Below are 24,499 nucleotides of genomic sequence, written 5' to 3'. Positions count from 1 at the left end.
ATGCGCACGCCCGGTGTGGGCGAGGCCATGGTCCTGGACCAGAACGCGTTCATCGAAAAGGCGCTTCCTGCCACCATCGCCGGCGGGCTGAGTGGAGGTGAGCACCGCGATGGTGACCGGCGCGGTCGTGGAGCGGCTGCGGACCGAGACCGAGACCGCCGACACCGTGGTCATCGGCAGCCGCGGACTCGGCGGGTTCGCCGGGCTGGTGCTCGGCTCGACGGGGCTCGGCCTGGCCAACCAGGCGCACGGTCCCGTCGTCGTCGTCAGAGGTCACTACCGCGTCTCCCATGACGAGGTGGTGGTCGGCTACGACGGCTCCGTGGACGCCGAGTGCGCCGTCGAGTACGCGATGGAACAGGCCCAGGCACGCGGGGCGAGGCTGCGCGTCCTCCACGCCAAGCACCAGCCGGTCTCCTACCCGCACCCGGCCGGGTTCGGGCCGGTGCCGCCGCCCGGCATCGAGGACGAGATCCCGCAGCGGCTGCGGCCCTGGCTGGACAAGTACCCGAGGGTGCGGTCCGTGCAGACCGTGGTCTCCAAACACCCGGTGCCCGCGCTGGCCGCCGCGTCCCGTACGGCCGACCTGGTCGTGGTGGGCACGCGCGGGATGAGCGGGTTCACCTCCACGATGCTCGGCTCCGTCAGCCACGGGGTGCTGCACCACGCCCACTGCCCCGTCGCGGTGGTACGTCCCCGCGAAGCCCGGTCATGACCGTCATCGTCTCGCCGCCGCACCTGAGCGCCCAGGCCAGGCGAGACTGGGACACCCTGCAGGCCGTGACCGTCGGGGCGCCGCGGTTCGACCCGGAACAGGCGGACCCGCTGCCCGACGCGGCGCGGCGCTGGGTGCTGCACGCCATCGCCCCGGGCACCCCGCTGCTGCGCTCGGTCGTGCTGCGCTCGCGCGGCGAGATCAAGCTCGGCACCTGGCGGCGCTTCCACGCCACCCAGGCGCTGGAGCCGATGGAGGGCTTCGTCTGGGCTGCCACCGCGTGGGTGGGGCTGCTACCGGTGCACGGCTTCGACCGCTACCACGGCGGCGTGGGGGAGATGCGCTGGCGGATGCTGGACGCGCTGCCCGTGATGTCCGGCTCCGACCACGACATCAGCCGCAGCGCCGCGGGGCGGCTGGCGAGCGAGTTCGTGCTGGTCCCCGCCGCCGCGCTGGACCCGCGCGTCCGCTGGAAGCACGTCGACAGGTACGAGGCCGTCGCGAGCATGCCGGTCGGCGACGAGGACTTCGACGTCAGGCTGGCCGTGGACGACGACGGCCGGTTGGCCGGCGTCACCGTCTCGCGCTGGGGCGACCCGGACGGCGGCGGCTACCGCCGGCACCCGTTCGGGGTGGAATGCGGGCGGGAGGCCACCTTCGACGGGTTCACCATCCCGGTGTGGCTGCGCGGCGGCTGGTGGCCGGGCACCGAGCGGCGGGCCGAAGGCGAGTTCATCCGCTTCACCGTCGAGGACGCCGTCTACCGTTAGCCGCCCCCGGCCGCCCGGCTGGCGGCTCGGGCAGCCTCGCGCGCCTCCCGCAGGTAGTGGCGCAGGACGTCCTTGTCGTTCACAGGCCGTGGATCCGGCGGCCGGTGATCTGCTGCGGGATGATGCGGATGTAGAGCAGTCGCTCGCCGCCCGCCCATGGGGTCACGTCGGCGCCGATCACCTCGGCCACCTCCTCCTCGGGGACATGGTGGAACGGCCCCTGGACCAGCACGCTCCAGCCCTCGCGCTGCGCCTCGTCGATCTGGTCGATCTCGAAGCCGACGACGATCTCCACGCCTTCCATGCCGGTGCGCAGGTCGCGGTCCATCGCCCCGCCGTAGGAGGTGCGGAAGATGATCGCGCCCTGGTGGAGCTTGTAGTTGACGGGGAGGACCGTCGGGCCGTGGGAGCCGTTGAACGCCACCCGGCCGATGCCGCCCGGCGCGATCAGGCGAAGGCACTCCTCGCGGTCCAGCTTCTCCAGCGAGGGGGAGGCCGCCGCCGGGCCACGGCCGGGAGGCCGTTCCCGGCCGCCGCCCAGCAGGTCGTCGGCCGTGGTGCCGAGGGCCTCCGCCAGCCGGTGGACGGTCTCGGACGTCGGGCTGGCCGGGGTCTCCTCCAGGTACTCCACGTAGCCGGCGGACACCTTCGCCCGCTCGGCGACCTGTTCGCGAGTCAGCCCGAGGCGCTCGCGGTGATGCGCGATGCGGCGTCCGAGGTCGCCGGTGCCTGCCATGATCGTTCCCCCTTGGTCGAAGGTGAAGGTGCGGCCGGTGCCGCGGCCGGTCGTCTCGCCGTTGACCCGCACCATGCCGTCGCGGGCCTCGATCTCGAACCGTGTGCCGCGCACCAGGATGGGCAGGGACAGCGTGCCGAGCCGGTCGGGCAGGAGCGGGTCGAGACGCAGCCCGTCGTCACGCACCTCCAGCCCCAGATAGCACCGCTGCAACAGATCGAGCGTACCGGCCATCGCGCCGAGGTGGATGCCCTCCTCGGTCGTGCCGCCCTGCACGTCCTTGATGTCGCTCATCAGCGCCTCGACGAGCAGGTTCCACGACGTGGCCCGGTCGGTCGAGGCCAGCACCCACGCGTGCACCAGCGCGCTGAGCGTGGAGCCGTGGCTGGTCCGCTCCAGGTAGTAGGCGACCGTGCGCCGGACCAGGCCGGGATCGGCCGGATAGCCGAGCCGGTCCAGGATGCCGAGCAGCTCGTCACCGCTCAGCAGGTAGAACAGCATCAGCGTGTCGGCTTGCTTGGCCGCCTTGTAGCGGTTGACGTCGTCGCCCTCGGCCTCCAGCGCCCGGTCCAGGCGGCGCACCCCGCGGTGGCGTTCCCAGTCGAGCTCGGGCAGGTCGGCGTAGCCGGTGAACTGGCTGATCACCCCGTCGTGGAAGTCGACCCGCATGCGGCGGGTGATGTCGGCCCAGCGGGCCGGCTCGCGGGAGCCCACGGCCGGCACCGAGGGGGCGATCTCCAGCGCCCGCAGGAGCAGCCACACCGTCATGACGTTGGTGTAGGCGTTGTTGTCCAGCCCGGGGGAGCCGGCGTCCGGATAGCCCGTCTGGTACTCGTCGGGGCCCATCACGCCGCGGATCTCGTACCGGCCGGAGGCGGGGTCGAGCACGGCGAGCGAGGCGAAGAACCGGGCGATCTCGATGAACAGCTCCGCGCACCAGTCCGGCATCGAGCCGGTGACCAGGTGGTACTGCCACACGTTGTAGGCGATGGCCAGGCCGACGTGCCGCTGCAGATGGGAGGCGTCGGGCAGCCAGCGGCCCGACTCGGGGTTGAGGTGCAGCGTCTGGGTCTCCTCGCGCCCGTCGCTGCCGCTCTGCCAGGGGAACATCGCGCCGTCGTACCCCTCGGCGCGGGCGGCCGCGCGCGCCTCGTCCAGCCGCCGCCACCGGTAGCGCAGCGCGCCGCGGGAGACGTCGGGGAAGCGCAGGTTGAGCCACGGCAGGACGAACAGCTCGTCCCAGAAGACGTGCCCCCGGTACGCCTCGCCGTGCAGGCCGCGCGCGGGCACCCCGGCGTCGAGGTCGGCGGTGTGCGGCGACATCGTCTGCAGCACGTGGAACACGTGCAGGTGGATGGCCTGGGCGATCTCCGGCTCGGTGACGTCCATGCGGGCGCGGTCCCACAGGCGGTCCCAGGCGGTGGTGTGGCGGGCCAGCAGCTCGTCGAAGCGGGGCGCCAGCCGGGCCCGCCGGACCGCGGCCGAGCGGGGGTCGTGGATGGCGGGGTCGCGCGAGGTCAGCAGCGCCACCACCTTCGTCACGGCGGCCGTCTCGCCCTCGACCAGGTCGAGCACGTGGCAGGAGGTCACCCGGGCCGGCTCCGCGGTGAGCTCCTGCCTCGCGGGCGCGTCCACCCGGGCGGCCAGCGCGACCGTGACGCCCGAACCGCGGGTGGTGACGGTCAGCCAGCCCAGGTCGTCCTCGACGCCGGTCGCGTGCCCGGTCAGGTGGTCGCCGCGCAGGTCGCGATAGCGGGCCACGCCGTCGTTGCGGACGTCGCCGTCGACGGCGGACAGGACCCGCAGCGGGCCCGACCAGTTCTCCGCGGTGAACGTGGTCTCCAGCGCCGCGAGCGCGCTGTCGGCCATCGACACGACGCGCCGCTGCCGCACCCGGGTGATCCGGCCCTGCGGGTCGCGCCAGCGCAGGTCGCGCGTCAGGACACCGGCATGCATGTCGAGCGCGTGGTGGTACTCCAGCAGGTCGGAGTCCTCCGGGTGGAAGTAGTCGCAGCCCGGGGTGGCGAACGTCAGCGGCAGCCAGTCGGGCAGGTTGACGAGGTCCTCGTTGGTCACGGTCTTCCCGGCGACGGGGGAGGTGAGCCGGTTGTAGACGCCGGCCGCGTACGTGCCGGGCGTGCGGCGCAGGCCGTCGGGGGTCGCGCCGCGGGTGGCGAACCGCCCGTTGCCGAGCGTGCACAGCGCCTCGCGCAGTCTTTCACCGTCCGGGTCGAAGCCCTCGTAGGCCAGGATCCACGGCGTCATCGGCGGCCCACCGGCACGCGCCCGGCCACGGTCACCTCGGCCAGGTCGTGCACGACGACGTCCGCGCCCGCCCGGATCATCGCCTCCGCCTGCGCCTTGGCCCGGTCGACGGCCACCACCAGCTCGAAGCCGCCCCTGCGGCCGGCCTCCACGCCCGGCAGCGCGTCCTCCACGATCGCCACCTCGGCGGCGGGCAGCCCGAGCCGGTGCGCGGCCTCCCGGAACAGCGCCGGGTCCGGCTTGCCGGGAAAGCCCAGCCGGGCCGCGTCGTTGCCGTCGACCAGCACGTCGAACAGGTGGAGCAGGCCCGAGGACGAGATGACCGCCCGGCAGTGCCGGCTCGCCGAGACCACCGCCGTGCGGCAGCCCCGGTTGCGCAGCTCGTGCAGCAGCGCCACGGTGGACGGGAAGGCGGCCACGCCGTGCTCGGCGATCTGCCGTACGAACAGCTCGTCCTTGGCCATGCCCAGCCCGTGCACGGTCGGGGCGCCCGGCTCGTCCTCAGGGCCGCCCTCCGGAAGCGTGATGCCGCGCGAGGCCAGGAAGGTGCGCACGCCGTCCAGGCGTGGTCGCCCGTCGACGTAGCGCAGGTAGTCGTCGCGGATGTCGAACGGCGCGGAACGACCGCGGAGGAAGCGGTCGAAGACGTGCTTCCACGCGGCGGCGTGCACTCTCGCGGTGTCGGTGACCACGCCGTCGGTGTCGAAGACCACGGCGCGCAGCGTGTTGAGATCGATCGCGGCCATGGCAAGACGCTACCCCCGAGCAGGCAGGACATCCATGGCCGTTCGCCTCGCCCTGATGTGACCTCCGGCCCTGCCGGGGAGGCCCGGCACGCGGTGTCATGAAAGGGACACGAGGAGGCACATCATGATCGTTGTAGGTGTCGACGGCTCCGTGACCTCGCGGGCCGCTGTGGAGTGGGCGGCCGGCGACGCGTTCCGGATGCGCGAGCCGCTCCGGGTCGTGTACGCCGTCGACCGCGCCCCGTACCAGATCACCAGGTTCCCCGCCGGCGTCACGCCCGACGCGCTGCAGCGAGCCGGGCAGAAGGCGCTGGCCGAGGCGGTGGCACTGGTGCACGAGCGCCAGCCGACCGTCGAGGTGACCGCGGAGACCGTCGAGGGGTCGCCCGCCGGGGTGCTGCGCGAACTTGACGGGTCGGCGGTCGAGATCGTCGTCGGCAGCCGCGGGCTGGGCGGCCTGTCCGGCGCGCTGCTCGGCTCCGTCAGCACGCACGTCGCCGGGCACGCGCACCGGCCCGTGGTGGTCGTGCGCGGCGAGCGGTTCGCGCCGCGCGGGGAGGTCGTGGTCGGGGTGGACGACTCGCACGAGTGCGAAGCGGCGCTCGGCTACGCCTTCGAGCAGGCCAGGCTCCGGGGCGCCCGGCTGCGCGCTTTGCACGCCTGGCAGCTCCCGGTGCACGCCTTCGCGCCCGAGGTCTCGTACGACCTGGACGAGATCGGCGAGGCCAGGCGGCAGGCCGTCAGCGACCGGCTGGCGGCGTTCAGGGAGAAGTACCCGCAGGTGGACGTCGTCGAGGACGTGCGGTCGGGGCGGCCGGTCGAGGAGCTCGCCGACGCCTCCGCCGGCGCTGACCTGGTCGTCGTCGGCTCGCACGGCCGCGGCGCGGTGGCCTCGGCGCTGCTCGGCTCCGTCAGCCGGGGCGTGCTGCACCAGGCCCGCTGCCCCGTGGCGGTGGTCCGGTCCTAGGTCCCGGCGGGATGGGACCTTCGCCGCTGCCGGTGGCCGGCCCCATGGCCGATCGTGGAAGTGGAAGGAGAGGCATCATGACCATTCACGTCAGGGACGTCATGGGGCGGGTCGCCATCGCGGTGCTCGAGGACGCGTCCTTCAGCGACATCATCGGCGCCATGAAACGCTACGCCGTGGGCGCCGTCACCGTCATCGACGCCGACCGCCGCCCCGTCGGCGTGGTGTCGGAGGATGACCTGCTGCTCAAGGAGATCGACCCGGTACGGCACAGCGTGTCCATCTTCGAGGGCCCGCGGCAGCGGCTGGAACACCAGAAGGCCGCCGGGGTCAGGGCCCGCCAGCTGATGACCTCCCCGGCCATCACCGTCACCCCCGGCATGACCGTCAGGGACGCCGCCCGGGTCATGCACGACCGGCGCATCAAGCAGGTGCCGGTGATCGACCCGGTCACCGGCCGCATCGCCGGCACCCTGCACCAGCGCGACGTGCTGCGGGTCTTCACCCGCCCGGCCGCCGACGTCGAGGCCGACGTACGCGCCCGGCTGCCGGAGGGCGACTTCACCGTCCGCGTCGAGCAGGGTGTCGTCACCCTCGGCGGCCGGGTGCGGTGGACCTCCGAGGCCGTCGCGCTCGTGGCGGCCGTCCGGGCCGTGGAGGGCGTCGTGGACGTCGTCTCCGAGCTCGAACACGACAGGGGAGACCTGATGGCAGTCCCGCCGCTGATGTGAGAGGAAACGCGGAAGGGGGGCCGCCCGGCCGGGCGGCCCCCCTTCTGATGGGTCAGCGCATGCGGCGCAGCAGTGGCGACGGCGGCGCCTGGGCCGGAGCGACCCGGATCCGGACGTCCACCGCCGCCGCGTCGTCCGGCGTCACGATGACCGGGTTCAGGTCCAGCTCGGCGACCTGGGGCAGGTCCTCCAGCAGGCGGCTGATCCGGGCGATCTGCCCCGACAGCGCCTCCACGTCGGCCGGCGGGGAGCCGCGGTAGCCGTACAGCAGCGGCGCGCACCGCAGCTCCCCGATCAGCTCGCGGGCGGCGGCCGCGCCCACCGGCGGCACCCGGAACGCGCGGTCGGCCAGCAGATCGGCCGTCACCCCTCCCATCCCGACCATGACCAGCGGCCCGAACGTCGGATAGTTGACCCCGCCGACGATGATCTCCACCCCGGCGGGGAGCATCCGCTGCACGATCGCGCCGGTCATCTCCGCCCCGATCCGGGCGGACATGTCCTGGTAGGCGTCGCGCACGTCCGCGGCCGTCTTCAGGCCCAGCCGGACGCCGCCGACGTCGCTCTTGTGCACCGGCCCCGTCACCTTGAGCACCGCGGGCAGCCCGACGCGGCAGGCGGCCTCGGCCGCGGCGTCGGCGTCGTGCACCGGCACCGCCTCGGCCACGTCGACGCCGTAGCAGGCGAGCAGCCGGTTGGCCGCGGCGGGGGAGAGCCACCCGCCGTCGGGGTTCTCGTGCAGATGCGCCCGTACGATCTCCTCGGCGGACTCCACGTCGGCGGCGGGCGGCTCCTCGTGCTCGGGCAGGGGGCGCTCGCGCCACTCGGCGTACCGCGCGGCCTGGGTCAGCGCCTTGATGGCCTGCTCGGGGAAGGCGTAGCTGGGCACCCTGCCGTCGATGACGCCGTCGTGACCGACCACGCAGGCCAGCACGGGCTTGGCGGAGCCGGCCGCGGCGGCCGCGATGGCCTCGCGCGTCTTCTCCAGCCCGGAGCCGAACGGCGGCGTGTAGACCACGAGGACCGCGTCCACCGCGTCCGAGCCCGCGGCCGCCTCGATGGCCGCGCCGAGCTCCGCCGCGCTCGCGTCGGCGGTGAGGTCGACGGGGTTGCCGACGGCGGCGTTGCCGCGCGCCTCGATCAGCCCGGCCGGCAGCTCCGGCACCGACAGCCCGGCCGCCTCGCACGCGTCGGCGGCCATCGCCTCCGGCCCGCCGGAGTTGCCGACGATGGCCACCCGCCGCCCGGCGGGCAGCGGCTGCGTGGACAGCAGCCGGGCGGTGTCGATCAGCTCGTGCACGCTGTCGAGCCGGATCACGCCGGAGGCGCGCACCAGCGCGTCCACGGCCACGTCCGGGGTGGCGGCGGCCGCCGTGTGGGAGCGGACCGCCCGGTCGCCGGCGCCCGTGCGGCCGCTCTTGACCAGCAGGATCGGCTTCTTGCGGCCGACCCGCCCGGCGATGCGGGCGAACTTGCGCGGGTTGCCGAACGACTCCAGGTACAGCGCGACGACGTCGGTGTTCGGGTCGTCCTCCCAGTACTCCAGCAGGTCGTTGCCGCTCACGTCGGCCTTGTTGCCGACGGACACGAACATGGACACGTCCAGCCGCTCCAGCAGCGCGGCCGCCACCGCGCCCGACTGCGACACCAGCCCGACCCGGCCCTCGGTCGGGGTGACGGGCAGGAAGCTGGCGTTGAGCCGGGCGTGGCTGTTGACCACGCCCAGGCAGTTCGGGCCGATCAGCCGGATGCCGGCGCCCCGGCACACGCGCAGGATCTCCACCTCGGCGCCCGGCCGGCCCGCCTCGGCGAACCCGGAGGTCAGCACGATGAGCCCGGCCACCCCCGCCTCGGCGCAGTCGCGGGTCACGCGCAGCACGTGCTGGGCGGGCACCGCCACGATGGCCAGGTCGACGGGGCCCGGCGCGTCCAGCACGCTCGGGTAGGCGGTCAGGCCGGCGATCTCGCCGGCGCTCGGGTTGACCGGGTAGACGGGGCCGGCGAAGCCGCCGTCGACGAGGTTGCGCAGCGCCGTGTGCCCGACGGACGACGGGTCGCGGGAGGCGCCGATCACCGCGACGGAGCGCGGCCGCAGCACCCGGTCCAGCGAGGCGCGCTCCGCCGCGTGGTCGCGGGCCTCGATCTCGGCCCGCAGCCGCGGCGTGACGCGCGCGTCGACGACCATGTGCAGGCTGCCGCCGGCGAACTCATGGGTGGTGTCGAGCCCCAGGTCGCGCAGCACGTTGATCATCGGGCGGTTCTCGGCCAGCACGTCGGCGACGAGCGTGCGCACCCCGTTGGCGGCGGCGTTGACCGCCAGGTGCTCCAGCATGAGCGTGCCGAGGCCGTTGCCGTGCACCGCGTCGTCCAGCAGGATCGCCAGGTCGGCGCTGCCGTCACCGGCCGGGATGTACTCGGCGACCGCGACCAGCCGATCCCGGACGGTCGCCACCAGCGCGTGCCCGGCCCATTCCGGGCCGGTGACGCGGTCCATGTAGGCGTGCGCGGTGGCCCGGCCCCCGGTGAAGAAACGCAGGTACGCCGAGCGCTCGGACGAGCGGTCCACCAGCTCGTGCAGCGCCTCCCGGTCGCCGGGGCGCAGCCGGCGCAGGTGGGCGATGCCGCCGTCGCGGAGCAGGACGTCGTATCCGTCAAGCATCTTGCCTCTCCAGTTCGCTTGCTGGGCGGCGCGGGCTACCCGGCACCTGAGGTCCGTAACCCAGCCTAATGATCATCTGGGCGTGGCCCCGACGGTGGTGCGGGTCCCTGCGCCGGCGCATGTCGCGCAGGTCGAGCGGCTGGTTCAGGAACGAGGCGGACAGCCCGTGCCTGGTCGCGGTCAGCAGCACTCTCTGCAGTGCCTGCCCGGCGCGCAGCCAGTCGATCGGCCGGTCGCCCTGCGTGGTCAGCACCACCAGCTGCGGGTGCTCCTCGAACCGCGCGTCCCGCTCGTGCCGGCCGAAGTCGCGCACCGGCGCCGGGTCCCTGGCCGGGCGCGGGCCGTGCGCGTAGGCGGGCACCCCGTCGAAGCGGGCACCCGGCATGGTCCACGCCGCCAGCTCCGCCTGATAGTCGTGGTCGCGGGACAGCTCGTCCTCGGCCAGCGCCACGTGGTCCAGCATCTCGGCCACGCCCTCGGCGTCCAGCGGCACCAGGCTCGCGCCCTCGCGTGAGGCGGCGATGCGCAGGTCGCCGAGCACCGACGGCGGCACCGGCCGGTCCGAGAACGGCTCACGGCTGGTGCGGCGCACCGGGATCAGCTCGTACAGCTCGCGGTTCTCGCCCCGGACCGGGCGGCCGTCGGCGGTGCGCACGGCGGCCATGAGCAGCGGGTGCTCCTCCGGATCCGGCAGCAGCCACACGATGGGACGGCGGCCCACGTAACGCACCGCCAGCCGCAGGTTGAACAGCGCGGCCCCGCAGCTCACCATCATGGAACGGCCGCGCGGGTCGGCGACCCGCAGCCTGCGGTCGGGGTCGGCCAGCAGCTCGATGCGCCGGCCGGGCACGACGTGGAAGCGCCACGGCTGGGTGTTGTAGACCGAAGGCGCCTGACCGGCCGCGAAGAGCAGCCGCCGGACGCCGAGGTCGGCGCTGACGAGGGTAGGGGACATGACGCACCTCCTGCCTCCGAATCTGGCGGAGCCCTCGTGCCGTCAGGCAGAGCCGGAGGACCTTCGCGCGGGTGTCCAAAGTCCCTGCCCCCGGCGAGGGCCGTTCGGCCTGGCCGAAGGTCCTCGCGGGCGAGGCCGGCGGACCCTACACAGCGCCTCTGACCTGCCGCGATGCTGGCCCGCATGGATGTGCTCGATCTCTCCCGGTGGCAGTTCGGCATCACGACCGTCTACCACTTCCTGTTCGTGCCGCTCACCATCGGTCTGTCGATCCTCGTGGCGGGATGGCAGACCGCGTGGTACCGCACGAAGAAGCCGGAGTATCTGCGCCTCACCAAGTTCTTCGGGCGCCTCTTTCTGATCAACTTCGCCATGGGCGTGGTCACCGGCATCGTGCAGGAGTTCCAGTTCGGCATGAACTGGAGTGACTACTCCAGGTTTGTCGGGGACGTCTTCGGGGCGCCGCTGGCGATGGAAGGGCTCATGGCGTTCTTCCTGGAGTCGACCTTCCTCGGGCTGTGGATCTTCGGCTGGGACAAGCTGCCGCCGAAGGTCCACCTGGCCACGATCTGGACGGCCGCCATCGGCACCAACATCTCCGCCTACTTCATCCTGGCGGCCAACTCCTGGATGCAGCACCCGGTCGGCTACACGATCAACAACGGCCGCGCCGAGCTCACCGACATCTGGGCCGTGCTCACCAACCCGACCACGCTGGTGACGTTCCCGCACGTGATCTTCGGCGCGTTCCTCACCGCCGCCGCGTTCGTGCTCGGCGTCAGCGCCTGGTTCCTGCTGCGCAAGAGGGAGACCTCCCTGTTCCGTCCGGCCATGCGCCTGGGGATGGCCGTCGCCCTGGTCTCGGCCGCCGGCGTGTCCTTCACCGGACACTGGCAGGCCCAGCTGATGACCGAGCAGCAGCCGATGAAGATGGCCGCCGCCGAGGCGCTGTGGGAGGACGAGAAGGCCGCCGGCTTCTCCCTGTTCGCCGTCGGCGACGTGGAGAACGGCCGCAACCACGTCAACCTGCAGATCCCGTACGGGCTGAGCATCCTGGCCACCAACACCCCCGACGGCGAGGTCGAGGGCATCAACGACATCCAGAAGCGCTACGAGGCCATGTACGGGCCCGGCGACTACGTGCCCGCGGTCGGGATCGCGTACTGGTCCTTCAGGCTCATGATCGGGTTCGGCATGCTGGCCGCCGGGCTCGCCCTGCTCGGGCTCTGGCTGACCAGGAAGGGACGGCTGCCCGAGCGGCCGTGGTTGTACCGGCTGGCCGTCCTCGGCATCGGGCTGCCGTTCCTGGCCAACACCATGGGCTGGATCTTCACCGAGATGGGCCGCCAGCCGTGGACGGTGTTCGGCCTCATGCGCACCGCCGCCGCCGTCTCGCCCGGCGTCGACGTCACCTCCGTCGCCATCACGCTGGTCGGCTTCACCCTGGTGTACGCGGTCCTCGCCGTCATCGAGGTCCGGCTGCTGGTCAAGTACATCAAGCTCGGCGCCGAGGAACAGCCGGAAGCCGAGCCCGCGGCCCCCACCCTGAGCTACTGAGGATCACCCCATGGAAACGTTCTGGTTCCTGCTCATCGCCGTTCTGTGGACGGGCTACTTCGTCCTGGAGGGCTTCGACTTCGGGGTCGGCATCCTGATGCCGTTCGTGGCCCGCGGCGAGGCTCAGCGGCGCACCGTCGTGCGGACCATCGGGCCCGTCTGGGACGGCAACGAGGTGTGGCTGCTCGTGGCCGGCGGCGCCACCTTCGCCGCCTTCCCCGAGTGGTACGCCACCCTGTTCTCCGGTTTCTACCTGCCGCTGTTCCTCATCCTGCTGGCGCTGATCCTGCGCGGTGTGGCGCTGGAGTACCGGAACAAGAGCGACAGCCAGAAAGGGTGGGACCGGGCCTTCTTCTGGGGCTCGCTCGGCCCGGCCGTGCTGTGGGGCGTGGCGTTCGCCAACATCGCCGCCGGGGTGCCGCTGGACGCCGACCACGAGTACACCGGCACCCTGTTCACCCTGCTGAACCCGTTCGCGCTGCTCGGCGGGCTGGCCACGCTGCTGCTGTTCGCCCAGCACGGCGCCGTGTTCCTGGCCCTGCGGACCACGGGCGAGCTGCGCGAGCGGGCCAGGAGGATCGCCCGTGTGCTCGGCCCGCTCACCGTCGTGGCCGCGGCCGCGTTCCTGGTGCTGCTCGGCAGCGACAAGCCGGCCTACTGGGCGATCACCGGCGTGGCCGCGGCCGCGCTCGTCGCGTCGCTCCTGGCCACCGTGCGCGGCCGGGACGGCTGGGCGTTCACCGGCAGCGCGCTGGCCATCGCCGCCCTGGTGGCGGCCCTGTTCACCGCGCTGTTCCCGAACGTCATGCCCGCGCTCGACCCGGCCAACAGCCTCACCATCACCAACGCCGCCTCCAGCCCCTACACCCTCACCGTGATGACCTGGGTGGCGGTCATCTTCACCCCGGTGGTGCTCGTCTACCAGGGCTGGACGTACTGGGTGTTCCGCCGCAGGCTGACCGGGGCGTGAGACGGTGCGCAACGGCGGGACCTCAGGCCCTGCCCGGCCGCCTCCCGGTGTGATGCGCTGGGTTATCGTCAGTTGGAGGTGGAGTCATGAACCGTCCGGCCAGCCGCTCGCCCAAGGCGGCCGTGGAAGCCGCGGTCGAGGCCGCCCGCTGGGCGCCGTCGGTGCACAACACCCAGCCGTGGACCTTCGCCGTCACCGGTGAGGAGATCAGCCTGCGCGCCGACGCCGAGCGCCGGCTGCGCTTCGGCGACGCCGAGGGCCGCGAGATGATCGTCAGCTGCGGCGCGGCCCTGTTCACCATGCGGACCGCGATGCGCCGGGCCGGGTACGAGCCGGACGTGCGGGTCATGCCCGACCCCGACCGGCCCGCGCTGCTGGCCGTCGTCCGGGTCGGCGCCGAGTCCGACCCCGACGAGCGCACCTCGGTCCTCGCCGCCGAGATCGAGCGGCGGCGCACCCACCGGGCCGGGTTCACCGGCCTGCCGGTGCCCGACCGGCTGGTCGAGGCGCTGGTCAAGAGCGCCGCCGCGGAGGGCGCCCGGCTCACCCCCGTGGTCGCGCCCGACGCGGTCACCGTGGTCGCCGCGCTCACCCAGGCCGCGCAGGGCGTGCAGGCGCAGGACCGGCGCTTCACCCTGGAGCTGATCCGCTGGGCCCGCCCGCCGGGCAGCACCCGCACGGACGGCGTGCCCGCGGGCGCCTACCCCCGCGATCCGGTCCGCACGCAGCCGCACTTCGCCCAGCGCGACTACTCCTGGCGCCACCAGTGGGGCAGCGAGACCGGCGACCCCGGCGCCACCGGCACCGGCGTCGTGGCCCTGCTGACCACGCCGGGCGACACCCGCGAGGACTGGTTGGCCGCGGGCCAGTCGCTGCAGCGCGTCCTCCTGCACGCCTCCGCGTACGGGGTCAGCGCCGCCTTCCACACGCAGGTGCTGGAGATGCGCCATCTGCGGGAGTTCCTGCGCGAGGAGCTGTGCTCCGGCGAGTACCCGCAGATGATCATGCGGCTGGGCATCACCTTCGACGACAAGGACGCCGTACGGCGCCCGGTGGAGGACCTGCTGGGCTGAAGTGCCCGCCGGGCGGGGGACCAAGGTCACCACGCGGGAGGCCGTCCGGCACTGCCTGGGAAAGGGTTCGAAACGGTGTGATGGGGATGTGAGGGAAAGACCCAGCCCGACCTGAAAGGGGCCCGTCATGGCCACCACCACCCCCGCCAAGCCCGTCCACACGACCCTGACCGCCGACGGCAGACGCCCCGTCGACTACGTCTGGGCCATCGCCAGGATCGCGCTGGGCTGGACCTTCCTGTGGGCGTTCCTCGACAAGACCTTCGGCCTCGGCTTCGCCACCACCGCCGAGAAGGCGTGGCTGGCGGGCGGTAGCCCCACCACCGGCTTCCTGAAGGGCACCGAGGAGAACGCGCTCGGCGGCCTCTTCACCGCACTCGCCGGTCAGCCCTGGGTCGACTGGCTGTTCATGGCCGGACTGCTCGGCGTCGGCGCCGCGCTCATGCTGGGCGTGGGCCTGCGGGTGGCCGCCGTCGCCGGCGGCCTGATGCTGATGCTCATGTGGGCGGCCGCGCTGCCCCTGACCACCAACCCGTTCATGGACGACCACATCATCTACACGATCGTCCTCGCCGGTCTGGCCCTGGCCAACGCCGGCACCACCCTCGGCCTGGGCAACCTGCCGATCATCCAGCGGAACCCGTACCTGCGCTGACCTCCCGCCTCATCAGCACCGCCGCGCCCGCCCCCACCGGGGGTGGGCGCCCGTCGTGTGCGGGTGCGAGACTGACCCTTATGAGGGAGAGTGAGCAGAGCCCGTTGCTGCCCAGCATGCGTCTCGACGACCTCCTGGCGGAGCTGCAGGTGCGCCTGCAGGCGGTGCTGGCCACCCGCGACCGGGTGCACGCCCTGATGGAAGCGGTCGTCTCGGTGGGCAGCGACCTCGACCTGGAGACCGTGCTGCGGCGCATCGTGGAGACCGCCACCAGGCTCGTCGACGCCACCTACGGGGCGCTGGGCGTGGTCGGCCAGGAGAGCACTCTCATCCAGTTCATCCCGGTCGGGCTGAGCGAGGAGGAGATCGCCAAGATCGAGCACTGGCCCCACGGGCTCGGCCTGCTCGGCCTGCTCATCAAGGACGCCAGGCCGCTGCGGCTGGGCCGCATCTCCGACCATCCCGAGTCCTACGGCTTCCCGCCCGGCCACCCGCCCATGGGCACCTTCCTGGGCGTGCCCGTACGGGTGCGCGACGAGGTGTTCGGCAACCTCTACCTGACGGAGAAGCGCGGCGGCGGCGAGTTCGACGAGGAGGACGAGGCCATCGTCATCGCGCTGGCCACCGCGGCCGGCGTCGCCGTCGAGAACGCCCGCCTGTACGAGGAGACGCGCCGGCGCGAGACCTGGCTGCAGGCCTCCTCCGAGATCACCACCCGCCTGCTGTCCGGCGCCGCCCCGCACGAGGTGCTCAGCATGATGGCGACCCGCGCCCACCAGATGACCGGCGCCGACCTCGTCCAGGTCCTGCTGCCGGGTCCCGACGGGAAGCGGCTGCACGTCGAGTACGCCGAGGGCGACGGCGGCCAGGAGACCACCGGCATCACCTTCGGCCTCGACGACAGCCCGGCCGGCCAGGTGTTCCGCACCGGCCACGCCGCCACCGCCGACGACCTGCACGACCGCGACTCCGAGCTGCGCGAGCTGGGCTACGGCCCCGAGCTGCTGATCCCGCTCGGTTCCGGCCAGACGGTGCGCGGCGTGCTGGCCCTGGCCAAGTGGAGCGGGCGGCTGCCCTTCAGCGCCGCAGACCTGCGCATGCTGGAGGCGTTCGCCGGCCAGGCCGCCATCGCGCTGGAGCTGGCCGAGACGCGCCGCCACGCCGAGCGGCTCGGCCTGCTCGAAGACCGCGACCGCATCGCCAAGGACCTGCACGACGTCGTCATCCAGCGGCTGTTCGCGATCGCGATGACGCTCATGAGCACCGTCCGCCTGGTCGACCGGCCCGAGGCGTCCAACCGGCTCCAGCAGGCCGTCAACGAGCTGGACGAGACCATCCGCCAGATCCGCTCCACCATCTTCGCCCTCCAGGCCACCCCCGAGACCACCGGGCCCACCCTGCGCGGCCGGATCGTCGACCTGGTCGAGTCGGCCCGCGGCCACCTCGGCTTCATGCCCGGCCTGCGGATGGAGGGCCAGATCGACAACCAGGTGCCGGAGGAGGTCGCCGAGCAGGTGCTCGCCGTGCTGCGCGAGATGCTCTCCAACATCGTCAGGCACGCCAAGGCCAGCAGGGCAGGCGTGGCGGTGGAGGTCACGGGCGACGGGCTGACGCTGACCGTGCACGACAACGGGGTCGGCATCCCCGCCGAGGGCCGCCGCAGCGGCCTGCGCAACCTGGAAGAGCGCGCCACCCGGCTGGGCGGCACGTTCGAGATCAGCTCTCCGGACGAGGGAGGGTCGTCGCTGCGCTGGCGTGTCCCCCTATGATGCGCCGGCCGCTGATCCGCTCGGCCTCGACCACGATGTAGTGGTCCTTGCTGCCGGGCGCCCACGGGGTCAGCGGCAGCGAGGCCAGGCGCGACATCTCGCCGGGGTCGGTCACGGCGCGCGCGTGCCCGACGGCGGTCACGGACCAGCCGGTGCGCAGCTCCGGGTCGAACTCGTCGACCTCGAAGGCCACGACGGCCTGCCGGGTGGCGGCGGCCAGCTTGGAGCCGATGCCGGTACGGATGACGATCCGCTCGCCGTCCAGCAGGAACGCCACGGGCTGCACCGCGGGAAGGGCGCGATCGGTGAAGACGATCCGCCCGATGGGCGTCGACGACATCAAACGCAGGCACTCCTCCCGGGAGAGCACCTGCAGGCCGGACGAATCGAGTTGCATGGGATCCAGCATTCCCCATCAGGAACGCACGTCATTAGGGGCGAAGGTCCCTTCATTCGCCCCGACCGGCACGAAGGCGTGCCGCCAGCGCCGCGGCTTGGGTGCGCCGCTGCATGTTGAGCTTGGACAGCAGGTTGGACACGTAGTTCTTGACCGTCTTCTCGGCCAGGAACAGCCGCTCGCCGATCTGCCGGTTGGTCATCCCCTCGCCGATCAGGTCGAGGATGTGGCGTTCCTGCTCCGACAGGGCGGCCAGCGGGTCCTGCTTGGCGGCCTGGTCGCGCAGCCGCTGCAGCATCGCCGCGGTGGTCTGCGGGTCCAGCAGCGACTGGCCGGAGGCCACGGTGCGCACCGCGCCCACCAGGTCGGAGCCGTGGATCTGCTTGAGCACGTAACCGGCGGCTCCCGCCATGACCGCGTTGAACAGCGCCTCGTCGTCGGCGTACGACGTCAGCATCAGGCACGCCAGGCCGGGCACCTTGGAGCGGACCTCGCGGCACACGTCGACGCCGTTGCCGTCGGGCAGGCGCACGTCGAGCACGGCCACGTCCGGCCGGAGCGCCGGGATCCTGGCCACCGCCGACTCGGCGGTGCCCGCCTCGCCGATGACCTCGATGTCGTCCTCCGAATCGAGCAGGGCGGCGACACCGCGCCGGACCACCTCGTGATCGTCGACGAGGAACACGCGAATCATGCCTCCGACGTTAGCACCCTCACCCTGGACCGAAAGAGGCTTAGGTCCCCTTCGACCCAGGCAGTACGGCCCTGTCCATCGCTCCGGACCTCGTCGGACCATGAAAGCAAGGGCCCGCGTCCCGGCTGAGGATCTTGCCGGGGATAAGGTCGGGACCAGGGGAGAGGAAGGACACGTACATGATCATCGTGGGGGTCGACGGGTCGAGGGCCGGGCTGGAAGCCGCGGCGTGGGCCGCCAGGGAGGCGGCGCTGCGCGAGGTGCCGCTGACGATCGGGCACGCCATCGCCGGCTGGGCGGTCGAGACCGGCGCCGGCGGCCGCTACGCCGAGGTCGCGGCGTGGATGCGGCAGGGCGGCGAGTCCGTGCTGGCCACGGCCGCCGAGCGGGCCCGGCGCGAACGGCCGGGCATCTCCGTGAAGACCGTCCTGCTGCCCGGCGACCCGCGCGGCGCCCTGATCGACGCCGCGCGCGAGGCCCAGCTGCTCGTCGTCGGCAGCCACGGGCTCGGCGCCGTGCGCGGCCTGCTGGTCGGCTCGGTCGCGCACGGCGTGGCCGGCCAGGCCACCTGCGACGTCGTCGTGGTCCGCGAGCTGCCCGCGCAGCCGCGCGACGAGGTCGTGGCCGGCGTCGACGGCTCGCCCGCCTCCAGCCGCGTGCTCGCTTTCGCCTTCGCCGAGGCGGAGCTGCGCGGCCACGCCCTGCGCGTCGTGCACGCCTGGTCCTGGACCGGCCTCGAGCCGTCCGACGGCGAGGGACCCGAACGGGCCGTGCTGCGCGACGCGCTCGCCGGCCACCGCGAGAACCACCCTGGCGTGCACGTCATCGAGGAGATCGTCCAGGGACACCCCGTCGAGGTGCTCAGGGAGGCCGCGACCGGCGCCGGACTGCTCGTCGTCGGCACCCACGGCTACGGCACGTTCGCCGGCATGGTGCTCGGGTCGGTCAGCCAGGCGATGCTCCAGCACTCCCCGGCACCCCTCGCCGTGGTCCGGTGCCGCACCGAGGCCCAAGGTCCCCGCCCCTGAGGACCTTGGCCACCACCGCCGGAGGCCGCCGCCCGTCAAGGTGGAGGTGATCTCAGGACTCCGAGGACGGGGGAGCGGCGGTGTCAGCGCAGGCGAAGGCCGGGCCGGACCATCACGACCAGCTCAGCGGCTACCTGGCCGGGATCGGCGGCACCCCGCTGCTGACCGCCTCGGAGGAGGTCGAGCTGGCCAGACGGATGGAGGCGGGTGCCTACGCCGCCCACCTGGTCGCCGAGCGCGGCCCCGACCCCGAGCTCGCGGCCGTGGCCGCCGACGGCTGGGCCGCCCGCGACCACATGATCCGCGCCAACCTGCGGCTGGTCGTCGCCATCGCCAAACGGTACGCCCACCGCGGGTTGTCGTTCGCCGACGTCATCCAGGACGGCAACCTGGGCCTGATCCGCGCCGTCGAACGGTACGACCACACCAAGGGCTACCGGTTCTCCACCATCGCCGCCTGGTGGATCCGCAAGGCCATCCAGCAGGGCATCGAGCACGCCCACACGGTGCGGCTGCCCATCGGCCTGCAGGACCGCCTGATCGCCGTCACCCGGGCCGAGATCGAGGCCACCCACCAGCTGGGCCGCCTGCCCACCGAGGCCGAGGTGGCCGCCAGGGCCGGCGAGGAGACCGCCAGGCTGGCGGCCCTGCGGCGCACCCCGCAGGACTGCGTCAGCCTCGACCTGGTCGTCCAGGACGGCCAGCACGCGATGACCCTCGGCGACATGATCGAGGACCCCGACGGCGAGCGGGCCGAGCAGGCGGTCGAGCGCGCGGAGCTCAAGCGGGTGCTCGCCGCCGCCCTCAGCGGGCTCGCGCCCCGCCAGCAGCTGATCCTCAGGCTCCGGTACGGGCTCGACGGGTACGAGGAGCACACCACCCGGCAGATCGCCGCGCGGATGGGGCTCACCTCTCACTGGGTGCGCCGGCTGGAGAAGGAGTCGCTCACCAGGCTGCGCCGCTCCATGCGGCACCGCTGGACGCACTGAGGAAGGGCCGGCTCAGTCGTCCTCGTCAGATCGTTCGATCTTGATGGTCCACTGGGCGGCGAGCGCGCCCATCGCGCTCAGCGCGGTCACGACGGGAGCGAGGACCAGCGCCCCCACGCCGACCGTCACCGGCACCTGCATGACGGTGTGACCGCGCGTGTCCCTGACGATGATCATGCGGGTGTTGCCCTCGTGGATCACGTTCTTGATCCGGTCGGTCAGCTCCGGCTTCTCCTCGGTGACGCTCATGCGCCGTGGCTCCTCCCACTCACGGTACGGCGATCGCCGCACGGTGAGGCTTCCCCTCGGCGAGAGCCTTGACCGTGGCGAGCTGTCCTCGGACGGCCAAGAAGTCCGACGTATCGGACAGCAGCAGGTAGATCAGCCCGAGCACCCCCGGACGGCACAGGATCCGCTGCCGCAGGACCAGCCGCGTGTGGCCGTCCTGCTCCCGCAGCTCCACGGCCCAGGTCACGGTGACGTGGAAGGCGTGCACGGCCATCACCAGCGTCCGGCCGGGCTCCTCCTCCACGACCTCGGCGCCCCGCCCGGCCAGCTCCGGCAGCAGGGGCCAGACGTCCTCGGGCGCGGCGGCGATGGTGACGGCCCGGGTGGCGATGACGTGCGGGCGCGGGATGACGGCGTCGCCCGGCATCGGGGCGCGCGCCTCTCCGGCGGTGGCCCCCCAGCGCAGCAGCCGCGGACGGACCAGCAGCCGGAAGGCCGCCAGCCCGGCGAGCGTCAGAACCGTCCACCTCATGGCATTCGTCCTCATGCCTCCATTCCATCAGGCGCGGGAGGCCGAGCTGCAGGGCCTTCCGTCCCTTCTTCGGCCGGAAAACCCGGTGCGGCCCGCCACGGGTCATTGCTAGCCTCCGCGGCATGCGTACCGCTCCGATCGAATAGCGCCCGGCACGAGGTTTCAGCCGCCTTGTGTCCGTACGCGCTAACGGAGTGTAACCATATGAACACCGCCCTCAGGCGGAACAAGAACTTCGCCCTGCTCCTGTCCGGCCAGATCGTCTCCAACGCCGGCGACCACATCCAGGACTTCGCCTTCCTCCTCCTCGTGCTGGCCATGACCGGGTCGGCCGCGCAGAGCGGGCTCGTCCTCGGCGTCAACACCGCCGCCTACCTGCTCGTCGGGCTGGCCGCCGGCGCGCTCGTGGACCGCTGGGACCGCCGGCGCACCATGATCTGGTGCGAGCTCGGCCGCGCCGCCCTCGCCGCCGGCGTCGCCGCCGCGCTCTGGCTGGACCGGCTCACCTTGCCCCACCTGTACGCGGTCGCGGCGCTCGGAGGCGTGCTGCACGCGCTCTTCCAGTCGGCGAGCACGGCCGCGCTGCCCACCATCGTCGGCCCCGCCCAGCTCGCCCGCGCCCTCGCCGTCACCCAGGGGACGCTCAACACGCTGCGGGTCAGCGGCGCCACCCTCGCCGCGGCCGTCCACGGGCTGGGCCGGACCGTGCCGTTCGCCGTGAACGCCGTCTCGTTCGTCGCCTCGGCCGCCAGCCTGCGGCTCATGCGGGCGTCCTTCCAGGAGGAGACCCGCCCGCCGGGGCCCGGCCGCCTCGTCGCGGAGATCCGCGAAGGGCTGACCTGGCTGTGGCGGCAGCCGGTGATCCGCCTGTTCGGGCTGCTCCAGACCGGCGACATGCTCAGGTACGGGGCCGGCTACCTGGTCATCATCACCTTGGCACAGGGCGTGGGCGCCTCACCCCAGCAGATCGGGCTGATCTTCAGCGCGGCCGCCGCCGGGTCGCTGCTCGGCTCACTGCTGGCGGCCCGGCTCGCCGGCCGCTTCCCGATCGGCCGCCTCGCCGCGGCCATGCTGTGGGTGGAGGCCCTCGTCTTCCCCCTGTACGCGGCCGCGCCCGACGCCCTGCTCCTCGGCCTCGTCGCCTTCGCTGAATCGGTGCTGCCGCCCGTCTACTCGGTGGCCATGACCAGCCACCGCCTCGCCATCACCCCCGACCACCTGCGCGGCCGCACCTCGGCCGCCCTGGAGACGCTCACCATGGGCGCCCTGTCGGCGGGCACGATGGCGGGCGGCGCCATGATCGCCGCCTGGGGACCCAAGCCCGCCACCCTGACCCTGGCGGCCTGGCTCCTCCTCCTGGCCATCACCGCCACGACGGCCCCATCCGTCCGCCGGATCCGGTGACCCCTCGCCTCACTGGTTCGAATCCGGTGCTGTACACCATGGATATCCTCCGCACCCACCCGTTGCCCCGGGCTTCCCTTGACCCCGCACGCCCGCCCGTCCACGAAGGGCCTCGCCGTGCTCGGGCGTTCTTTGGTGCCGGGCCTCGCCCAGCCGGGACGGATGGCTCGAATTCCTTGACTCGGCGCGATGACGGGTGCGTCATCCGACGTCGTGCCGCTGACGCCGGGCGGCTGAACTTGATAGCCGTGCCCGCCTTCACCGGGCGACGTACTCTGCCAGCACGTTCGCCGCGCCCTCCGGATCGCGGCGGGACACCGGGCCGGGCACCGCACGCCTGCCCCGCCGTACCAGTCGAACGCTCGGACCGGGGTTGCCGCGCCGCCGCACAGATGCAGCCCTACGATCGCCACTGCATGGCTGAACCCCGTACGTGCTTGGGGGCGGTCGACGATCCAGGGTTCGTTTTCTCACCCTGGCTCACCGGAGAACGTGGCTCCAACTCCGTCCGTGCCTATTGTCGCTCAGGCGTATGTCGTCGAGGTGCTGCCCCTGTCGGTGACGGCTGCCATCATGCATGTGACTGATCACGGGAGTTACGGTGATGGACGTACACGAAGAATTTGGCTGGCTCGCAAAGCATGGCCCGTTCTATGACGTCTCCTGTGTCACCTTTGCCCGATCCCTCAGCCCTCGTGAGGCGTTGACGCGTCTAGGTGCAGACTGCAACGGGATCGGAGAGGTGACCTTCGAAGAGCACCAAGAACGAACGATGAGGTACATCGACTCGGACAACATGCGCACCAGCTATGTGGGCGCGCTGGAGATGAACGGCTGGACCGTTCTGATCCAGCTCTGGACTGGATCGATCGGCCTCAACAAGCGCCTACTCCGCAGCCTCTCTCAGGCGACTGAGGTGGTGTCGATCTATCGCAACCTCCATGCCACGGACTATTTCGTCTACGCGGTCGACAGTGAAGAGGTCACGAGCTTCGATCAATTGGTTCCTGATACACGCTGGGGCAGTGATCCCGACCGCCTGGCCAGCGAGATGCGCGAAGTCGGCCTGTCCTGGGAGGGGCCCGGTATCGACGCCCCCTTCCCCCGGTCTTTCGCTCTGGCGAAGAAGATCACTGGCTTTTCTTTCTCGGAGGACATGCTCAGCACACCATTCCTCGGTGCCGCGATCCGTGACTGATGACCGGATCCAACGCCCCTACAGTCGGTCGCGGTGGCAGGTCGATGAGAACGTGTCATCCGTGCCATTAGCGTGCCATTAGCTCCGACCGGGCGACATGACGATTGCTCGCCGGGGACGAGCGAGAGGGGAGCTGGGGCAGGTGTCGCGTTCGCCATGCTCCCGGTCCGTTTTCCCGACCTCCCGACGAACCCCTGAGGAGCCGCACCACGCCGCGTTCTGCCAAATCCGCCATCTGGCGCATCACGCCGACCGCAGTCTGTGTCAGGCCCGAGGGTCGACGTTCGGGTCTACTCTGGGGAAGGAGGACGACATGATCGACAAGAGCGACCAGGCGAACCCCGGCGCAGACGACACCGACGGGCAGCGCTGGAGGCAGCGGACCTTCAGCCCCGAGGTGGTCGAGCGAGCCCACGAGGAGATTCGCCGCCAGGAGGCGGAGCGCCGTCGGCGATTGTTCGGCGACCGGCAGCCGTTCGCGGTTCCCGAGGACATCATCGACTTCGACTTCGAGCCGGAGGCTGGTGTGCCCGTCGACTACGCCTTGAATACCGCGGCGGCAACGGACGCCACGGGAGGGCGCATGTCGCACGAGCGGTACTACGAGCTGTCGATCGCGGCGGCGCGGCAGCAGGGTTTCCTGACCCGTGCCCAACTGGCCCGGCTCGGGGTCGACGACGGCGAGCTGGACCGTCTCCGGGAAGCCGGGCTGCTGACCGAGCTCGACCACGGCGTCTACCAGCACGCCGCCAGCTCGGTGGCACTCAAATACGGCTATTCCTACGCCGCGTGGCTGGCGCTGGCTCCCGACCGGTTCAGCTGGGAGCGGCCGCAGACCGCGACCGACGACGCCGTGCTGTCGCACGAGTCGGCGGCCCGGCTGCTCGGCCTCGGGGCGCTCGCCGTGCCGCGGACGATCTTCACCGCGCCGGCCGAGCTGCCCGCGCCACGGGCCACGATCATCCATGTCGAACGGCTGGCGGCGGCGGACGTCACCGTCGTCGAAGGCATTCCGGTGACCACGCCGTTCCGGACGATCCTGGATCTGATGCGGGGCGGCACCGACCACGACGACTTCGGGCGCGCGCTCCAGGAAGCCGTCCGGCGCGATCTGGTGGACCTTCAGGAGGTCCATGACGCCATGCTGCCACTCGCTCCGGCCCACAGTTTCCCGACCGCCGGACCGGATTTCGTCGCCTACTTCCTGCCGGACCTCGACCCGTCCGGACTGACGCCGAGAAACTTGCGGGCCTATGCAGAGCTGACGGCTGCCGACAGCGTCGCTGAAGCGCAGAGCCGGGTCGCCGTCCTGTTGGCCGAGCTGCGTTATCCGACCGGTGCTCAGCACCCTGCCGACGACGGGCTGAGCCGGCAGATCGCCGCCGAGATCGTCGGGCGGCTGCGCCGGTCCCGGTAGCGTCGACTCCCTGAAAGGCGAGGCAGACTCAACTCTCTGAGTCT

The 24,499-nt window shown here is 72.3% G+C and carries 22 protein-coding genes; 14 read left to right on the top strand and 8 right to left on the bottom strand.

Annotated features, from left to right (window positions below):
* The first annotated feature begins 97 nt into the window (after positions 1 to 97).
* Complete coding sequence (locus AB0K05_RS40250; protein WP_364236544.1) at positions 98 to 715, top strand: universal stress protein; 618 nt, start codon at positions 98 to 100, stop codon at positions 713 to 715.
* Entirely contained in the window at positions 712 to 1,485 is a 774-nt protein-coding gene (locus AB0K05_RS40245; protein ID WP_271280362.1) for a DUF6544 family protein, read from the top strand. Before AB0K05_RS40250 ends, AB0K05_RS40245 begins: the two co-directional genes overlap by 4 nt.
* 79 nt (positions 1,486 to 1,564) lie before the next feature.
* Here the strand turns inward: AB0K05_RS40245 and AB0K05_RS40240 are convergent, their stop codons facing one another.
* Both AB0K05_RS40240 and AB0K05_RS40235 read right to left on the bottom strand, forming a co-directional pair.
* Positions 1,565 to 4,486, bottom strand: coding sequence for a pyridoxamine 5'-phosphate oxidase family protein (locus AB0K05_RS40240; RefSeq protein ID WP_364236541.1), 2,922 nt, complete (start codon positions 4,484 to 4,486; stop codon positions 1,565 to 1,567).
* Positions 4,483 to 5,232: an HAD-IA family hydrolase gene (locus tag AB0K05_RS40235; RefSeq protein WP_148031874.1), complete on the bottom strand. Its 750-nt coding sequence runs from the start codon at positions 5,230 to 5,232 to the stop codon at positions 4,483 to 4,485. The genes AB0K05_RS40240 and AB0K05_RS40235 overlap by 4 nt, the downstream gene beginning before the upstream one ends.
* A 124-nt stretch (positions 5,233 to 5,356) precedes the next feature.
* On the opposite strand from AB0K05_RS40235, the gene AB0K05_RS40230 reads away from it, so the two are divergent.
* A complete protein-coding gene (locus AB0K05_RS40230; protein WP_364236537.1) occupies positions 5,357 to 6,199 on the top strand; it encodes a universal stress protein in 843 nt (280 codons plus the stop codon).
* A 77-nt stretch (positions 6,200 to 6,276) separates the two neighbouring features.
* On the top strand, positions 6,277 to 6,930 hold the full coding sequence (locus AB0K05_RS40225) for a CBS domain-containing protein (RefSeq protein WP_364236534.1): 654 nt from the start codon (positions 6,277 to 6,279) through the stop codon (positions 6,928 to 6,930).
* Positions 6,931 to 6,982: 52 nt separating this feature from the next.
* Here the strand turns inward: AB0K05_RS40225 and AB0K05_RS40220 are convergent, their stop codons facing one another.
* Both AB0K05_RS40220 and AB0K05_RS40215 read right to left on the bottom strand, forming a co-directional pair.
* Positions 6,983 to 9,589 (bottom strand): GNAT family N-acetyltransferase, encoded by a 2,607-nt coding sequence (locus tag AB0K05_RS40220; RefSeq protein WP_364236532.1) that lies wholly within the window; start codon positions 9,587 to 9,589, stop codon positions 6,983 to 6,985.
* Positions 9,582 to 10,544 carry a nitroreductase family protein gene (locus tag AB0K05_RS40215; RefSeq protein WP_364236530.1) on the bottom strand — a complete coding sequence of 321 codons (963 nt, stop codon included), beginning with the start codon at positions 10,542 to 10,544 and terminating at the stop codon, positions 9,582 to 9,584. The genes AB0K05_RS40220 and AB0K05_RS40215 overlap by 8 nt, the downstream gene beginning before the upstream one ends.
* 183 nt (positions 10,545 to 10,727) lie before the next feature.
* Here AB0K05_RS40215 and AB0K05_RS40210 point away from each other — a divergent pair, with 183 nt between their 5' ends.
* The 5 genes from AB0K05_RS40210 (at position 10,728) to AB0K05_RS40190 (ending at position 16,568) form a co-directional block, all read left to right on the top strand.
* A complete protein-coding gene (locus AB0K05_RS40210) occupies positions 10,728 to 12,101 on the top strand; it encodes a cytochrome ubiquinol oxidase subunit I (RefSeq protein WP_271278798.1) in 1,374 nt (457 codons plus the stop codon).
* Between the two features lie 10 nt (positions 12,102 to 12,111).
* Positions 12,112 to 13,071, top strand: a complete 960-nt coding sequence (gene cydB, locus AB0K05_RS40205) for a cytochrome d ubiquinol oxidase subunit II (RefSeq protein WP_364236527.1) — start codon at positions 12,112 to 12,114, stop codon at positions 13,069 to 13,071.
* Between the two features lie 86 nt (positions 13,072 to 13,157).
* Positions 13,158 to 14,144: a nitroreductase family protein gene (locus tag AB0K05_RS40200; protein ID WP_148031867.1), complete on the top strand. Its 987-nt coding sequence runs from the start codon at positions 13,158 to 13,160 to the stop codon at positions 14,142 to 14,144.
* Positions 14,145 to 14,271: 127 nt separating this feature from the next.
* Positions 14,272 to 14,799 carry a hypothetical protein gene (locus AB0K05_RS40195; RefSeq protein ID WP_364236525.1) on the top strand — a complete coding sequence of 176 codons (528 nt, stop codon included), beginning with the start codon at positions 14,272 to 14,274 and terminating at the stop codon, positions 14,797 to 14,799.
* Between the two features lie 80 nt (positions 14,800 to 14,879).
* Complete coding sequence (locus tag AB0K05_RS40190; protein ID WP_148031865.1) at positions 14,880 to 16,568, top strand: GAF domain-containing protein; 1,689 nt, start codon at positions 14,880 to 14,882, stop codon at positions 16,566 to 16,568.
* Here AB0K05_RS40190 and AB0K05_RS40185 read toward each other — a convergent pair.
* Together AB0K05_RS40185 and AB0K05_RS40180 are read right to left on the bottom strand one after the other, a co-directional pair.
* Positions 16,516 to 16,965, bottom strand: a complete 450-nt coding sequence (locus AB0K05_RS40185) for a pyridoxamine 5'-phosphate oxidase family protein (protein ID WP_148031864.1) — start codon at positions 16,963 to 16,965, stop codon at positions 16,516 to 16,518. The genes AB0K05_RS40190 and AB0K05_RS40185 overlap by 53 nt on opposite strands.
* 52 nt (positions 16,966 to 17,017) lie before the next feature.
* Entirely contained in the window at positions 17,018 to 17,659 is a 642-nt protein-coding gene (locus tag AB0K05_RS40180; protein ID WP_148031863.1) for a response regulator transcription factor, read from the bottom strand.
* 179 nt (positions 17,660 to 17,838) lie between these two features.
* Between AB0K05_RS40180 and AB0K05_RS40175 the strand changes: the two genes are divergently transcribed.
* Complete coding sequence (locus AB0K05_RS40175) at positions 17,839 to 18,687, top strand: universal stress protein (RefSeq protein WP_364236521.1); 849 nt, start codon at positions 17,839 to 17,841, stop codon at positions 18,685 to 18,687.
* An 80-nt stretch (positions 18,688 to 18,767) separates the two neighbouring features.
* Positions 18,768 to 19,676: a sigma-70 family RNA polymerase sigma factor gene (locus AB0K05_RS40170; RefSeq protein WP_364236519.1), complete on the top strand. Its 909-nt coding sequence runs from the start codon at positions 18,768 to 18,770 to the stop codon at positions 19,674 to 19,676.
* Positions 19,677 to 19,688: 12 nt separating this feature from the next.
* Here the strand turns inward: AB0K05_RS40170 and AB0K05_RS40165 are convergent, their stop codons facing one another.
* Positions 19,689 to 19,925 (bottom strand): DUF4342 domain-containing protein, encoded by a 237-nt coding sequence (locus AB0K05_RS40165; RefSeq protein ID WP_364236517.1) that lies wholly within the window; start codon positions 19,923 to 19,925, stop codon positions 19,689 to 19,691.
* Positions 19,926 to 19,944: 19 nt separating this feature from the next.
* Positions 19,945 to 20,436 (bottom strand): hypothetical protein, encoded by a 492-nt coding sequence (locus AB0K05_RS40160; protein ID WP_148031860.1) that lies wholly within the window; start codon positions 20,434 to 20,436, stop codon positions 19,945 to 19,947.
* A 204-nt stretch (positions 20,437 to 20,640) separates the two neighbouring features.
* On the opposite strand from AB0K05_RS40160, the gene AB0K05_RS40155 reads away from it, so the two are divergent.
* From AB0K05_RS40155 to AB0K05_RS40145, 3 genes are all read left to right on the top strand, one after another.
* Entirely contained in the window at positions 20,641 to 21,840 is a 1,200-nt protein-coding gene (locus AB0K05_RS40155) for an MFS transporter (protein ID WP_364236514.1), read from the top strand.
* 604 nt (positions 21,841 to 22,444) lie between these two features.
* Positions 22,445 to 23,038, top strand: coding sequence for a DUF6461 domain-containing protein (locus AB0K05_RS40150; RefSeq protein ID WP_364236512.1), 594 nt, complete (start codon positions 22,445 to 22,447; stop codon positions 23,036 to 23,038).
* A 313-nt stretch (positions 23,039 to 23,351) separates the two neighbouring features.
* Complete coding sequence (locus AB0K05_RS40145; RefSeq protein ID WP_364236510.1) at positions 23,352 to 24,455, top strand: type IV toxin-antitoxin system AbiEi family antitoxin domain-containing protein; 1,104 nt, start codon at positions 23,352 to 23,354, stop codon at positions 24,453 to 24,455.
* Positions 24,456 to 24,499: the final 44 nt, after the last annotated feature.

The sequence above is a fragment of the Nonomuraea sp. NPDC049486 genome (assembly GCF_040676925.1).
Lineage (GTDB): Bacteria > Actinomycetota > Actinomycetes > Streptosporangiales > Streptosporangiaceae > Nonomuraea > Nonomuraea ferruginea.
Note: the sequence above shows the minus strand (reverse complement) of the source record. Positions and strands in the feature narration are given on the sequence as shown.